This is a genomic window from Aliivibrio sp. EL58 (genome assembly GCF_900312675.1).
GTDB lineage: Bacteria > Pseudomonadota > Gammaproteobacteria > Enterobacterales > Vibrionaceae > Aliivibrio.
On the sequence record NZ_OMPC01000009.1, the window covers coordinates 162256 to 177666 of the forward strand.

Annotated in this window: 16 protein-coding genes; 1 reads left to right on the forward strand and 15 read right to left on the reverse strand. The window is 40.3% G+C overall.

The annotated features are described in order from the left end of the window. Nucleotides 1-27: 27 nt before the first annotated feature. Nucleotides 28-2121, reverse strand: a complete 2094-nt coding sequence (gene flhA, locus ED622_RS11490; RefSeq protein ID WP_122034121.1) for a flagellar biosynthesis protein FlhA — start codon at nt 2119-2121, stop codon at nt 28-30. 263 nt (nt 2122-2384) lie between these two features. On the opposite strand from flhA, the gene ED622_RS11495 reads away from it, so the two are divergent. Beyond that, nucleotides 2385-3059 (forward strand): flagellar brake protein, encoded by a 675-nt coding sequence (locus ED622_RS11495; protein ID WP_122034124.1) that lies wholly within the window; start codon nt 2385-2387, stop codon nt 3057-3059. 11 nt (nt 3060-3070) lie between these two features. Here ED622_RS11495 and flhB read toward each other — a convergent pair whose 3' ends face one another. From flhB to fliF, 14 genes are all read right to left on the reverse strand, one after another. Continuing rightward, nucleotides 3071-4201: a flagellar biosynthesis protein FlhB gene (gene flhB / locus ED622_RS11500; RefSeq protein ID WP_122034127.1), complete on the reverse strand. Its 1131-nt coding sequence runs from the start codon at nt 4199-4201 to the stop codon at nt 3071-3073. Between the two features lie 30 nt (nt 4202-4231). After that, nucleotides 4232-5014, reverse strand: coding sequence for a flagellar biosynthetic protein FliR (fliR, locus tag ED622_RS11505; RefSeq protein WP_122034129.1), 783 nt, complete (start codon nt 5012-5014; stop codon nt 4232-4234). Between the two features lie 18 nt (nt 5015-5032). Then, nucleotides 5033-5302 (reverse strand): flagellar biosynthesis protein FliQ, encoded by a 270-nt coding sequence (gene fliQ / locus ED622_RS11510; protein ID WP_122034131.1) that lies wholly within the window; start codon nt 5300-5302, stop codon nt 5033-5035. 10 nt (nt 5303-5312) lie between these two features. Further along, nucleotides 5313-6182 carry a flagellar type III secretion system pore protein FliP gene (fliP, locus tag ED622_RS11515; protein WP_122034133.1) on the reverse strand — a complete coding sequence of 290 codons (870 nt, stop codon included), beginning with the start codon at nt 6180-6182 and terminating at the stop codon, nt 5313-5315. After that, nucleotides 6169-6555, reverse strand: coding sequence for a flagellar biosynthetic protein FliO (gene fliO / locus ED622_RS11520; RefSeq protein ID WP_122034136.1), 387 nt, complete (start codon nt 6553-6555; stop codon nt 6169-6171). The genes fliP and fliO overlap by 14 nt, the downstream gene beginning before the upstream one ends. A gap of 28 nt (nt 6556-6583) precedes the next feature. Next, on the reverse strand, nt 6584-6973 hold the full coding sequence (fliN, locus tag ED622_RS11525; protein WP_122034138.1) for a flagellar motor switch protein FliN: 390 nt from the start codon (nt 6971-6973) through the stop codon (nt 6584-6586). 22 nt (nt 6974-6995) lie between these two features. Continuing rightward, complete coding sequence (gene fliM, locus ED622_RS11530; protein ID WP_122034140.1) at nt 6996-8030, reverse strand: flagellar motor switch protein FliM; 1035 nt, start codon at nt 8028-8030, stop codon at nt 6996-6998. A 7-nt stretch (nt 8031-8037) separates the two neighbouring features. Beyond that, nucleotides 8038-8523: a flagellar basal body-associated protein FliL gene (fliL, locus tag ED622_RS11535; RefSeq protein WP_122034142.1), complete on the reverse strand. Its 486-nt coding sequence runs from the start codon at nt 8521-8523 to the stop codon at nt 8038-8040. A 70-nt stretch (nt 8524-8593) separates the two neighbouring features. Beyond that, a complete protein-coding gene (locus ED622_RS11540) occupies nt 8594-9802 on the reverse strand; it encodes a flagellar hook-length control protein FliK (protein ID WP_122034145.1) in 1209 nt (402 codons plus the stop codon). A gap of 134 nt (nt 9803-9936) precedes the next feature. Further along, nucleotides 9937-10377, reverse strand: coding sequence for a flagellar export protein FliJ (gene fliJ / locus ED622_RS11545; protein ID WP_122034147.1), 441 nt, complete (start codon nt 10375-10377; stop codon nt 9937-9939). Nucleotides 10378-10410: 33 nt separating this feature from the next. Continuing rightward, nucleotides 10411-11730 carry a flagellar protein export ATPase FliI gene (gene fliI / locus ED622_RS11550; protein ID WP_122034149.1) on the reverse strand — a complete coding sequence of 440 codons (1320 nt, stop codon included), beginning with the start codon at nt 11728-11730 and terminating at the stop codon, nt 10411-10413. Beyond that, entirely contained in the window at nt 11731-12528 is a 798-nt protein-coding gene (gene fliH / locus ED622_RS11555) for a flagellar assembly protein FliH (protein ID WP_122034151.1), read from the reverse strand. 97 nt (nt 12529-12625) lie between these two features. Further along, nucleotides 12626-13678: a flagellar motor switch protein FliG gene (fliG, locus tag ED622_RS11560; RefSeq protein WP_122034153.1), complete on the reverse strand. Its 1053-nt coding sequence runs from the start codon at nt 13676-13678 to the stop codon at nt 12626-12628. Continuing rightward, the gene (gene fliF / locus ED622_RS11565; protein ID WP_122034156.1) at nt 13671-15401 is read right to left on the reverse strand and encodes a flagellar basal-body MS-ring/collar protein FliF; all 1731 of its coding nucleotides are present in this window, start codon (nt 15399-15401) and stop codon (nt 13671-13673) included. Before fliF ends, fliG begins: the two co-directional genes overlap by 8 nt. Between the last annotated feature and the right edge of the window lie 10 nt (nt 15402-15411).

Consider the following 15411-nt stretch of genomic DNA (forward strand, 5'->3'; position numbering starts at 1 on the left):
ATTCCTGCGCTAAATAAGTCGACACAATTAATTACCAACGGCTTGAACTATTCTTATTTGCTTCTCATCTGGAATTTCTTGATAAGAAAGAACTCGTAAATTAGGAATAGTATTTTTAACAAACTTGGCTAGCGTCGAACGTAACACCCCTGAAGTCAATAAGACCGCGGCTTCTCCTTTTAACTCTTGCTCTTGAGTCGCAAGTGTTAAAGAAGTTTGTAAACGCTCAGCTAATCCAGGCTCAATACCAGTGCTTTCACCGCCTGATGCCTGCATGGTTTGATGCAATATTTGTTCCAACTCAGGAATTAAGGTTATAACAGGCATTTCTGCCTCTATACCATTGATTTCTTGAACAATTAGTCGTTTCAATGAAATTCGAACTGCTGCCGTCAAAATGTCAGGTTCTTGACTTTTTGGCGCATATTCCGACAAAGTTTGGACAATGGTTCGAATATCACGAACTGGAATTGCTTCATTCAATAAATTCTGAAGCACTTTCACCACAGCACCTAATGGTAATTGTTCAGGAACTAATCCTTCTACCAGTTTAGGTGAACTTTGTGAAAGCAGCTCTAATAAATTCTGAACTTCTTCATGCCCAAGCAGTTGTGCTGCATTATTGGTTAATAACTGGCTTAAGTGTGTAGCTAATACAGTTGCAGCATCAACTACCGTATACCCTAGTGCTTGAGCGTGTTCTCTTTGCTCAGCATTAATCCACACTGCTTCTAAACCAAAAGCAGGATCAAATGTTGGTTCACCTTCAATAGCACCATACACTTGGCCAGGGTTAATCGCTAATTCTTTGTCTGGTCTAATTTCAGCCTCACCTCCCGCAACCCCCATTAAGGTTATACGGTATACGTTTGGTGGTAGCTCTAAGTTATCTCGAATATGTACAGCTGGTACTAAGAAACCAAAGTCTTGGGATAATTTTTTACGAACCCCTTTAACGCGATCAAGTAATTCACCACCTTGCTCTTTATCTACCATTGGAATTAAGCGATAGCCCACTTCAAGCCCAATAACATCAACAGGTTGAACATCATCCCATGATAGCTCTTTTGGTTTTGATGATGATATTTCCATTGGCGGAGCGGCTTTTTTATCTTCACTTTCTTGTGTTTTCTTCTTCGTTAGATAATACGCCCAACCACCAGCAAGAAGTGCAAGTAAGATAAATGGAAAATGCGGCATCCCAGGGACAATACCCATTACAAACATAATACCTGCGGTTACCATTAGTGCTTTAGGGTTATCAACGAGTTGGAATACTAATTGTTCACCCATATCTTCATCTGTGTTCTGGCGAGTAACCATGATCGCCGCACCGATAGACAGTAGTAACGATGGGATTTGAGCAACTAGACCATCACCTATGGTTAACAATGTGTAGATTTGGATTGCTTCACCAAAACCTAAATCAAATTGCGCCATACCAATAGCAAGGCCACCAATAATGTTGATAAATAGAATAAGGATACCTGCAATTGCGTCCCCTTTTACAAATTTTGAAGCACCATCCATTGAACCGTAGAAATCAGCTTCTTTCGTAACTTCAAAACGACGCGTTCTTGCTTGTTCTTGATCGATTAATCCAGCGTTCAAATCCGCATCAATCGCCATTTGTTTACCTGGTAATGCATCCAAGGTAAAACGTGCGCTTACTTCTGAAATACGACCCGCACCTTTGGTTACAACCATAAAGTTAATAATCATCAAGATAATAAATACGATCAAGCCCACGGCATAGTTACCGCCAATAACTACATTACCAAACGCATCGATTACGTTACCCGCAGCTCCAGGCCCTTCATGACCATGCAGCAATACCACACGCGTAGATGCAACGTTTAAGGCTAAACGGAGTAACGTTGACACTAGAAGAATTGTTGGAAAGGCTGCAAAATCTAGTGGACGTCGGGTATAGATAGTTACTAATAAAACAACCATTGCGAGAGCAATATTAAAAGTAAACATCAAATCGAGTAAGAATGCAGGTATTGGTAAGATCACCATAGCTAAGGTGGATAGCACCAATATTGGAGCACCTATTGGTGGTAAACGCTTACCTTGTAAGAAAGATAACTTATTTGGGAGTGGCATTTGAAATTTCATTAATTCCGCTTCTTATACTCGATTCTACTGTCAGTGTTCTAACAATAAATAACTAATCACATGAACTCGATCCCTACAAAGCAAATTTCGAGCCAGATTAATGTCACTTTTTTGGCTTTGTCGTATCACTTTTCTGACAGATATAACAGTAATCACAAAACTTAAATTAAGCACTTAATTTTTAAGGAAAAAGATCAATCTAGATTGAATATTATCGCGTCATTTGTATAATTATATTAATTATTTCTTTATCTGGTAGTAGCATGGCTGATGTATCTCTTAGTACTAATCAAAATGTACTGAATAAAATGGATATCGGCGGTAGGGTCATTATCGAAGTTACATGTCCAAATGGGCAATCAGCTCAAGCAAGTTCAATATTAGTTGGGTTTAAAAAAGGCCAATATATATTTATTGATTATCCTGCATCTCCCCCATTAGAGTTCAACAAAATCTACTTAGAAGGGGCTGAAGTTACTTTTAGGGCTGTGACTAATACGACACATCGAGATGTTATTGCATTTAGAACTCAAATCCACTCGGTGATTTACCGTCCTATGGAGATGATCTGCCTTCATGCGCCAAGCAGTATCTCAATGAGACAGATCCGAACTCATCAGCGACTTGATACAGAGTTTTCATGTAACTTAGCGGTAGGAAATCATAATCTGACTGGGCGAATGGTCGACTTTTCTGCTGGCGGGTGTGCGGTTTCACTGCCTGCAAAACTCAACGCCAACAACCTTATTAATCAAAAGGTTATAATCTCAATTGAGCTTGACGGGGTAGAGCCAATCTCGGTAAAAGGAGAGATAAAAAATGTCGAAGCAAAAGAGAACCAATCAAAACTGGGAGTAATGTTTGAGCTAAATAGCCTTAGTGAATCCGAGTTACAAACCCTTCATCACCAATGCATTCTTAAAAGCTGGTCTGTATAAAAAGAAAATCACTACTTCTTTAGTTCATCAGGTATTGTTAGCGTATCTTTATCAAGCTCAGGTCGTGTTCCGCCCTTCTTCTTGTATTGCTTCATCTGAAATATATACGCTAAAATTTGTGCTACTGCAGCAAACAACCCATCAGGAATTTGCTGCTCCACTTCCGTCGAGTGATAAAGTGCACGAGCAAGCGGTGGCGCAGGTAAGATATCAATATTATGCTCACGAGCAATTTCTCGGATCTTCATTGCGATATGATCCACCCCTTTTGCAACCACAATTGGCGCTGAGTCTTTGCTTTGATCATAACGTAATGCCACAGAATAGTGCTCAGGGTTGGTAACAATAACGTCAGCTGATGGAACATCTGCCATCATTCTTCGTTGTGTCATTTCTCGTTGAAGCATACGGATACGCCCTTTTACTTCAGGCTTACCCTCTGTTTCTTTATATTCGTCTTTAATTTCTTGTTTAGTCATTTTCAATTGATTGGCGTGTTGCCAAATTTGAAATGGAATATCAATCGCCACCACTATCAATAATGTACAACTGATCAATAAGATAAAGTTTAATAGAATATCCAAAGAGTGAAAAATATTGGCTGGATAAGTATCTAGACTTAACTGGAAAAGATCCGCTTTACTTTTATCTATCAGATAAAACGCTGTTCCCCCTACTAAAGAGACTTTTAATATCGACTTTAAAAGCTCAACCCAACTTTGCATACCAAACATACGTTTAATACCAGACATAGGGTTCATTTTTGAGGGTTTTGGCATCGCAGCTTCTGCCGAAAAACTGATCCCACCAAGCCCTGCAGCTCCAAGCAAAGCAGCAACAAATAGCGTAATAAGGATTAAGAAAACAGGGAATACAAGTGCAATTAAGGCACCGCCAACAATTTCTAATAATTTATTGGTGTCATAAATCTCTTCTCGTGAAATAGAAAAGAAACGTTCCATTATAGAAAATAATGCTTTGGCTACATCTTCACCAAACCACATTAATGCAACTGAACCACATACCAATACTGATACCGACGCCAACTCTTTTGACCTTGCAACCTGCCCTTTGTCTTTGGCCTGTTGCAAGCGTTTGGCCGTGGCGTCTTCCGTGCGTTCTTGACCGTCACTTTCAGCCATAGCTGACCTCCATACTCTTAATTATAACCATTAACAGTCTAGCCTAATCAAACTACAGATCTGCTCTTCAGCACGGATCCAGTGCAATTCATAATGATTAAATAAGCCAAGTATAATGTAAGACGTTAGTAATAAACCGACGAGTAGTGCAAAAGCAAAACCTAATGAAAATATATTTAGTTGCGGCGCGGCACGAGTCATTACACCAAAGGATAAGTTTACGGTTAATAGGGCAATAATGGCAGATAAAGACATACTGAGGCCCGCTTTCATCATGATCCCAAGCCAACTAGCCAGAGATTGATAATCTACACTTGTGAGTTTTCCAGCACCAACCGGTAGCGTAGTAAAACTTATCACTGCAAAGTTAATCATTTTTAAGTGTCCATCGGTTGCTAAAAAAAATAGAATCGATAAAAACATGAATAACTGGCCTAATAGCGGTGTATTCTGACCATTCGCGGGGTCAACCATGGAGGCAAAGCCTAAGCTCGATTGCATACCAATAATTTGACCTAGTAATACAAAAGTTTGAGTAACAAAGACAGTTACCATTCCCATTGCAACACCAATAATTATCTGCTCTGCTGTAGTCATAAAACCTTGAAATGACATTAGCTTAATTTCTGGGGGCATTGCTGGGATCATAGGCATCACAGCAAAAGTGATACTTAGTCCTAAATAGAGCCGAATTCTAGGCGAAACAAATCGAGCCCCAAATACTGACATCACCATTAGCATGGCGGAGATGCGCGTATAAGGCCAAAAATAGGTCGCAATAAAATCTAATACTATTTGAGTTGGGTATTCCATAATGTCAATTCATGGGTTTTAATAAAGTATTGTCGGCATTCGAGCGATAATCTCATAAAAATATTCCATTAACATTCGAGTCATCCAATGCCCGAACAGCATCAATGCCAATAGTGTTACGATTAAACGCGGTAAAAAGCTTAACGTTTGTTCATTGATAGAAGTTGCGGCTTGAAAAACGGCAACCACTAAACCAATTAATAGACTCGGTATGATAATGGCACACACCATGATAAGTACCATGTAGAGTGCACCACGAAATATCTCAATCGCCATTTCAGGGGTCATATTCGTGCTCCTACGTACTAAAACTGCCAGCAAGTGTTGAAAGTATTAAATTCCAACCATCAACCAATACAAACAACATCAGCTTAAATGGCAATGAAACAATCATTGGTGAAAGCATCATCATACCCATGGCCATCAAAACAGATGCCACAACCAAGTCAATAATGAGGAAAGGCAAGAAAAGCATAAAACCAATCTGGAACGCTGTTTTCAATTCAGAGGTAATGAACGCGGGAATAACCACTGTAATAGGCACATCTTCTGGGTTATCAACTTCTACTCCAGACATATTTACAAAGGTTTCTAGGTCTTTCACTCGCGTTTGTGCCAGCATAAACTCTTTCATTGGGATTTGAGCGCTATCAAACGCTTCACGAGCGGTAATGTCTTCATTGATATAAGGTTGAATTGCCGTTTCGTTCACCTTATCAAACACGGGAGCCATGATAAAAAAGGTTAAAAACATCGCAATACCAATAATCACTTGGTTTGAAGGCGTTTGTTGTAACCCCATGGCTTGTCGTAATATCGACATGACTACAACAATACGAGTAAATGAGGTCATCAAAATAACCATTGCTGGCAAAAAGCCCAACATGGTCATTAACGCCAGTATTTGAAGGTTTACTGAATAATCTTCACCGCCACTGGCATTGCTTGTCATAGTAAACGCAGGAATACCACCACCAGAGCTGCTACCTTGAGCAATAGTTTTAGCTGCACCCGAATCTTTTTCCATCGCCGTCACAGTCATGCTTTCACCACTGGCTGCGGTAGCTGGGATGGCGCTTGCTAAATCATCTACCGCCCACGCAGAAGATGCCATGAATAAGAGTGAAAAAACCGCCAAAGTGGCGGCAATTAAATTAGTTTTTAGCATCTTTTTTCATCAGTTGGCTTAGTTGTGCAGAGAATGGCGCTAGTTTGCTCTCGCTGATTTCCAGCGGTTTCTCGAGCTTACTCAGCATATTGATATTTTGAGAAGTAATCCCGATAAGGAATTGCTCTTCTCCAACTTGAACTACAGCAATACGCTCTTTAGTTCCTACTGGCAGTTGTTTAACAATACTCATCGCACTGCCTGAACCACCAACCACACCAGGTACTCTCATTCGCTTTAATAGCCATGCAAAAAATAGAATTAATGCGATGACAAAAACAAGTGACCCTAAAGTGGCCGCTAAATCTACATTAGCTGAACCTGCGGCAAATAAAGGAAAGGGCATCAATGCCAATAACCATAGCTGTTTCATACCCTTCCTTTTATTTAATATTGCTTAATTAGCGTAGTTTTTTAATGCGCTCAGTTTGGCTGATAACGTCAGTTAAACGAATACCAAACTTGTCATTTACGACAACCACTTCACCATGAGCGATAAGTGTGCCATTAACCATAACATCTAGTGATTCACCAGCGATACGGTCAAGTTCAACCACAGAACCTTGGTTAAGTTGTAATAAATTACGAATACTAATATGTGAACGCCCTACTTCCATAGAGATAGTCACTGGAATATCTAAAATAGTATCAAGCTTACGACGTTCATCTTCATTGAACGATGGTTCTTTCGCTTCTAAATCATCCAAAGGTGCTGCTACTGCCTGAGCATCAGCACTTTCACTTAGTGCAGCTGCCCATTCGTCAGCCATCTGTTGTTCATTTGAATCCATGATCCATTACCTTCTCTATTTCTTATTCGTCGTCATCTAGATCAAATAATACGTCTTTACCTAAGAAGGCTAAATCCGTCTTCACCATATCTGGACGTTTAATTTTTTCAGTGATCTGTACTGCTAATTTGTCGTTAGATTTTCCAACTTTACCGCGGTAAGTTGGTAATTCCTCGACAAATACAGTCGCAGCTTCAGGCATTTCAACCGGAATAATATCACCTGCTTCTAAATCCATTAGATCGCGCAATGAAATTTTGCTTTCTAATAGATTAACTTTCATTTCAACTGGAATATCCATGATCTCATCGCGAAGTGCTTTACTCCAACGAACATCAGTGTCCATCTTGTCACTTTGAACACCTGCATCAAGTAATTCACGGATAGGTTCAACCATTGAGTATGGGAAAACAACGTGGAAATCACCGCCGCCGCCATCAACTTCAATATGGAATGAGCTCACAACAATCACTTCTGTTGGGCTCACTATATTCGCCATGGTTGGGTTAACTTCTGAGTCTAAATACTCAAATTCAACCCCCATTACTGGTGACCATGCTTCTTTATAATCTTCGAAGATTACTTTTAATAGTAGCTGAATAATTCGACGCTCTGTTGGCGTAAATTCTCTACCTTCAATCTTAGCGTGGAAGCGTCCGTCACCACCGAAGAAGTTTTCAACCAAAATAAAGACTAAACGCGCTTCCATCGTAACTAAAGCCGTTCCTTTCAATGGACGAAAACGCACCATATTCAAACTGGTAGGTACATATAGTGTATTTTGATATTCACCAAACTTCACCATTGATACGCCATTAATTGATACTTCAGCGGTTTTTCTTAGCATATTAAACAGGCTAATACGCATATGGCGCGCAAAGCGTTCGTTGATCAATTCCAGTGTTGGCATTCGACCACGAACGATTCGGTCTTGTGATGAGAAATCAAAGTTCTTCATTGAACCTACATTTTCATCACTACCGACAACTTCATCTTCAACGTCATCTACACCGTGGAGTAGAGCATCAATTTCATCTTGGGATAATAGATCTGTCACATTTAACCTATTGCATTACAAAGTCAGTAAATAATACTTTTTCTATTACAGGTTTCGCTGTAATTTTAGTAAAGGCATCTTGAATATCTCGTGTCGCCTGTTCACGTAGTTCTATTCGTCCACGAGGCTCTCTTAATTGCTCAACAGTCGCAGCAGCAAATGTTGACAGTAAAGCGCTTTCAACTAAAGGCGTATGTTGCTGTGCAATGGCTTCATTATCAGTACCTCGCATCATCACTTGTACTTTCAATTGAACTAATCGGTCACGTTTATCACCCGTGACATTAAAAATAAAAGGTTGAGGCAGGTTTAAATATAGCGCCGGCATTTTCGCTTCTAATGCAGCAATATCTTGCTCTGTAGGTTCTGCTGCTGGCTCACCAGATAAAAAGAACCAAGCTGCTGCACCACCGCCACTCAGTAATAATACAATCAATGCGATGATAATGATCAGTTTCTTCTTATTTTTAGGCGCGTCACCTTGCTCTGCCATTGTACTTCCTCTTAGGTAAATCGTTAATTATTATTCTAAAATCACGGCCGATAATGGCGTAGCATAAAGTTTATGCGTAAAAACTGATGCCATCATTAGGTTTTGATACTTGCACACTGACTTCATGCTCTTCAGAAGACGCTTCACTAAAACCAGAACCTTGACGAGAAGACTCTTCTTTTTGATAACCATACTGTGAAGAATCACCTGAACTTTGCTGCTGTACTGAAGTATCGGCTAATTGAATACCTTGTTGAGCAAACATTTCTCGTAGACGAGGTAAACTTTGTTCTATCGCATCACGAGCTTGTTGGTTTGACACGGTAAATTGAACCCCTGCACTATCAGCGCCCATGTTTAGGCGAATATGCATGCGTCCCATTTCTGGCGGATCAAGACGAATATCAACATGCTTTAAGTTTTTCGCCATCATCATATTGATTCGTTCAGCCACTTCATCGCTAACTTGTTCTTGGCGAATGTTCAATGGCGCCGTTGCTGGATCCGTTTTCTGAGCGGCTGCCGCTTGCTGTGTCGCCGTGGTTCCTGATGCTGTTGCTAGTTGTTGAGCAAAAGAGTCTGCTGTTTTTGATTCCGTTAAACTTACCGTTTCACCATTAGTAACGGCAGTCATACCCAATGCTGATATATCCATTTTGGCTTTTTGTGCATCGGCTAATTTACCTGATTCGGCTTCTGCCTTGCCAATAAGAGCCGTTGCTGTTAACAACTCTTTAGTTGATTCTTTATTTCCTGAGGCTTCACCTTTGGTTTGAGTTTCCCCATTAGCTACTTTGGATTGTTGCCCCCATTGGATCTCTTTTACAGGATCTGATTCATCTCCTGTTGTTTTACTGCTTTCCTTTCCTGTAACTACAGCAACACTTGCTTGAGTCATTACCAACTCTGATTCTTGTTGCTCTGTTTCTTCGCCAGTATTTTCGGCTGACTTATCACTCTCTTTCTTTAACGTGCCATTAGCTTGGTCAAGGCGAGATAATAACTCAGAGCCTTCACCTACTTTATCTTCGACCGTATCTTCTTTTGTTACTTCAGCGTCTGATTTTTCTTTTTTTCCAGTTAAAACGGCCTCATTTGCTGCAGTTTTCTCTTCTGCCGCTACTTTTTTGGCGTCTTCTTTTTCACTCAATCCCATCAACTCTTTTAGCTCTTCAACAAAGCCTTCAGATTCAGTTTTGTCTGCGGCAGCCGTTTTGGTATCAGGCTTTACAGGCACATTTTTATTGATACTGTTTAATGATAGGTCATGACTGCTCATAGTATATTCTCTACATTGAGTGTGGATTTTTTGACAAGAGCAATAGTAGCTCAACGTTTGATATTTTAAAGCAAATATTAAGCCACTTTTAAAAATAGTCCGTATTTATAGATGATGAGCAGATAAGATGATCACTAAGGTTTAGAGCGACGAGCAAATTGTAGGGTCGAAAATTCATCCATCATATTTTGCTCTTGTTTATCGAGCATTTTTTGACGTTCTGTTTTCTTTTTATCAATCATCCACTCATACGATCGGCGCTGTTTTCGCGTTTCTTGCCAATAGGTTTGACAATTATCCACTTGAGATGTGAAATGCGACTCTGCACTTTTTTGCTTCGTTAGGGTTTCATCTAATTGAACTAAAAATTTATTCAAATGACTGTATTGGCTGGCAGTTAACCCTTGCTGGCCACGCTGCAACAACTGATTACAGTAATCAAGACGATATTTTTCAATCTGCTTTACTTGTTCATAGAAGTTATCAAGCTCTGCTTTAGCGCTGTTTAATGCCATCACCGCTTGATTCTCTCTTTCTTGAGATTGCTCTAATAAAAAATCAAAGGTACTACTCATGAGTTTTCCTTTTTTTCGTCCTTTGTATATTCATTAGCCACCTAACAACATCTTAAGCATATTCTTACACATGTCATACGGTACTGTTTCTTTCATGCGCTGTTGTAGATACTCATCTAAGCGTGGTTTTAAAGTAAAGGCTTGATCTATTGCAGGATCTGTTCCTGGTTTATAAGCCCCAATGGAAACAAGATCTTGATTCTTTCTACAAATTGAAAGAACCTGTCTTACCGCTTTCGACATTAACATATGCTCTTCGTCGGTAATTTGTGGCATCACACGACTGACCGATTTTTCAACATCAATTGCTGGGTAATGCCCCGCATCTGCCATTTCACGTGATAGAACAATATGCCCATCCAAAATTGCTCGTGATGCATCAGCGATTGGATCTTGTAAGTCATCCCCTTCGGTTAATACTGTAAAGAAAGCCGTAATAGAGCCTTGATTTTCGTTACCGTTACCGGCACGTTCAACTAAGGCTGGAAGCTTTGCAAATACAGAAGGCGGATAACCTTTTGTCGCAGGTGGTTCACCAACAGATAGTGCAATTTCACGTTGAGCCTGAGCAAAACGCGTTAATGAATCCATTAATAATAAAACATCTAAGCCTTGATCACGGAAGTACTCAGCAATCGTCAGTGCCGTTTGACACCCTTTTAAACGCATTAATGCTGATGAATCGGCAGGAGCGGCAACAACAACAGAACGTTGGCGACCTTCAGGGCCTAAGATTTCTTCAATGAACTCTTTTACTTCTCGGCCACGCTCACCAATCAGCCCAACCACAACGACTTGAGCGGTGGTACCACGAGTCATCATCCCTAGTGTTACTGATTTACCTACACCTGAACCAGCAAATAAACCTAAACGCTGCCCTTTACCGACAGTGAGTAGTCCATTGATCGCTTTTAAGCCAACATCAAGCGGTTCTGTAATTGGCTTTCGTGCTAATGGATTGATTGGCTCAGAAGTAAAGGAGGCGGTTTTTTCAGTATATAACTCGCCAAGTCCATCAATCGGATTACCCACCCCATCAACGACTCGTCCTAACAATTCCATACCAACAGGAATACCGCTGCCACCAACGATAGGCGTCACTTTCGCCCCAGGAAGCACACCTGAAACTTGCTCATTAGGCATTAAGAATAGGTTTTCACCAGAGAAACCAACGACTTCTGCTTCAATCTCACCGTTAATGGTTTCCACTAAACATGAGCTGCCAATAGGTGCTCGACAACCTGTTGCTTCTAAGGTTAAGCCAACAACTCGCACTAACTTGCCAGAAGCAATTGCTCGCGTTGTTAGTCCCGTTGTCTTATATTGAGAAAGGCGTTCAGACAATGAAAGCATTTACTGATTTCCTTGATGACGATTTACACCACAAAACTTAGCTAATACGCTTTTAATACGCTCTTCAAGTAAGTAACTCACTTTAGAATCAGACGCTTGAATTGTAATATCACCAATATTCATTGATGGTTCAGAGGTTAATATCCACTGTTTCTGCGCTAACGTTTCTTCACCATAAGCTTCAACGACACGCTGGTGATCATCTGGGTGAAGTGAAATACTGATTTCACGCTCGGTAATCGGTAACGTTTCAACAGACTCTCTAACTGTATCAAGTAATACTTGTGGGTTGGTTTTAACCTCTACATGGATCACTTCTTTTGTCAGAGCTAATACCATATCAATCAATTGTTTTTCAACTTGTGAATCCATTAATTCTAATGGGGCAGCAAACTTATCTGCCATTTCAATTAACTGTTTAATTCGCTCTTCTATTTCAGCTTGTCCTGAAGCAATACCTTCATCATAACCGGCTTGATAGCCTTCAGGTTTACCCGCATCAAAGCCTTCTGTTTGACCTTTTTCTAATCCTTCTTTGTAGCCAAACTCTTGCCCTTGCATCAAGCCTTCATTATAAGCACCTTGTTTGATCTGCTCGATAATTTCATCGGTAAGAACAAACTCTTCAGGCTCTTCTTCTTTGGGGATTGATGGGGTCCAGCTAGGATCATAATTTAAAGCAGTTTCACGGGCTGGTTTATCTGGGTCAGAATAATCAGGCGACTCCCAAATATTGGTTTTTTGTAGTTCGCTCTCATCGGTAATGCGAATAAAGCCACGTTTTTTGCTGATACTCATGATGATAACCCGTAAAAATAAGATGATTAGAATGCATAACGGCCATTCCAATCATTGAAATAGCCGTTTAATTATAACTTAAAGAACTGACAACGTATTATACGAATTCGTCTGCGCCACCCGAAAGCATTAGATCACCAGAATCTGCCATTCGACGTGCCACTGCCAGAATTTCTTTCTGTGCAGCTTCAACATCAGCAACTCGTACTGGGCCCATTGCTTCAAGATCATCACGCATAAGTTCCGCAGCACGTTTTGACATACACTTAAACATTTTCTCTTTAAGTGCATCATCTGCGCCTTTAAGTGCTTTTTGCAACACTTCTTGCGGAACATCACGCAATAGCATTTGAATACCTTGGTCTTGTACATCGATAAGGTTTTCAAACACGAACATAAGATCTTGGATTTGAGTTGCAGTCTCTTCATCTTGGTCGCGAATTTGATCCATCAACATACCTTCGATACTGTTATCTAGGTAGTTCATGATTTCAGCCGCCGCTTTCAAGCCACCAATTTTCGCCGCTTGCGCACCAGATTGACCCGCAAATTGTTTCTCCATGATTTCATTCAGTTCAGCAAGTGCTGATGGCTGTACTTCTTCAAGGTGTGCAATACGCATCATAAGATCAAGACGTACACGCTCAGGGAACTGAGATAAAATTTCCGCTGATTGGTCAGGGTCTAGATAAGATAATACAATGGTTTGGATCTGTGGGTGCTCATTCATGATGATGCTTGCCACTTGACGTGGGTCCATCCATTTCAATGAATCTAAACCTTTAGAACCGCTTCCTAGTAGAATTTGATCTACTAGATTGTTTGCTTTATCTTCACCAAGCGCTGCGACTAATGCATTACGCATAAAGTCTTCACTGCCCATACCAATACTAGTGTACTTCTGAATATCTTCTAAGAAAGCACGGTGAATCGCTGACACTTTTATCTGATTTAAATCCGATACAGTTGCCATTGCTGCACCGACTTTTTGAACCTGTTTAGGCTCTAAATGACGAATAATACTTGCAGCATCCTCTTCACTTAAACTCAGTAATAATATAGCGGCACGTTCAGATCCTGATAACGAAGAAAGATCAAACTCTGGAGCTTCTTCATCTTTCTTTTCTGCTTCTACGATGTCATTAGCCATTTTCAGATACCCAATTTTGAACTACTTGTGCTGCCAATTCTGGTTCATTTGCTACCAGCGCTCGAACTGCTTTCAATAAGTCTTCGTCTTTATGTAAATTAGGAAGATCGATACCTGAACCAAATTCAAATCCATCACCATCCAAATCACTACCGATTAAGCCCATCTCACCTTCAGCACCTTCACCTTTGGCAATGGCATCATCTTCAGCTTGATTAGGGAACAGCAATTTATTCATTGCTGGTCGAACAAGGATAAGCAGTACGGCAATAATTACAATCGCTCCGGCTAACCACTTAATCCAATCGTTAAAGTTTGGATGTTCCCAAATTGGCACATCAATCATTATTGGTTGTTCTTCAATGGCAAACTTAACGCCTAGTACGTTTAATAAATCACCACGTTGCTCGTTTAAGCCAACACTACCAATAATTATTTGACGAATTGTTTCAATTTGTTCTGCTGATACAGGCGTATAAGTTACTTCACCAGTTTCAGGATTCACACTTTGACGCTCTTTTACTGCAACTGAAACTGTTTGACGAGCAACCGTTCCCGTTTGTTTACGCTCATGACTAATTGTAGTATCTAGCTCAAAGTTACGTGTCGCTTCTTTATGAACAGAGCCTTGACCTAGTACCGAGCCATCTTTAAGTTCAGCAATATCTTGAGGGATAGCTGAATCTACAGGAGGCTGATTACTTAATGCACCAGGAACACCCGCAATCACATTACCGTTATTATAATCTTCTAATGTGTACTCACTTCGTGTTGATGGTGTCTGTGGATCAAATTGCTTACGTGTTTGCTCAACCGCACTAAAATCCATAGATACATCAACTTGAGCTGTGTAATTACCTAGCCCTAAAATAGGGATAAGAATTGCATCAATTTTATCGCGTAGTGATTGTTCTTGCTTACGCTCTAATTCTTGCTCTTTACGATGAGCTGTTGCCATTGGATCTTGTGTACCAGAGCTCAATAAGCGACCATGTTGATCTGTCACCGTAACACGCGTTGGTTTCATTCCTGGAACCGCACTTGCTACCATATCAACAATTGAATCCACTTCTTCTTGCTTTAGATTTGCTCCCATACGCATTGTTAAGAATACCGTTGCCGATGCTTCTTGGTTATGACGTACAAAAACACTTTGTTTTGGCATCGCTAATAATACTTGAGCTTTGCGTATTGGACGCATTTGTTCAAACGTACTGGCTAATTGACGTTCGCGACTTAGTTTTAGACGTTCTTGCTCTAAACGTTGTGAAACCCCAAATCCCATATCTTGCAGTAAGATATCATCGCCTTCAGCTTCTGTTCGATTTAAACCAGCTCGAGAAAGATTAAGTTTCATTTTACTGAATTCAGACGCTGGAACTAAAATGGTATTACCATCCAGTTTATATTCTGATTTCTGCGCATCAAGATGATCGAGAACTTGGATAAGCTCGTCGGTTTCATACACACCAAGAGGTCGCATTTCAGGTTCTTGAACCCAAAAGAAAAGCATAACAATTAATGCTACACAGATAGACACAGATAACACTAAAATCACTTGACGTAATAAATCAAGATTACCAAGAGCTGAATCTAACTTTGACGAACTTTGCTCATCAACATCTAAATTTTGACTATCAACAGAATTATCCAGTGCCATTGCACTTCCTGCTGACATCCCATCAGATACCGTTAAGTCTGTATTTTTGTTATCTTCTGACACGCTTTAATTC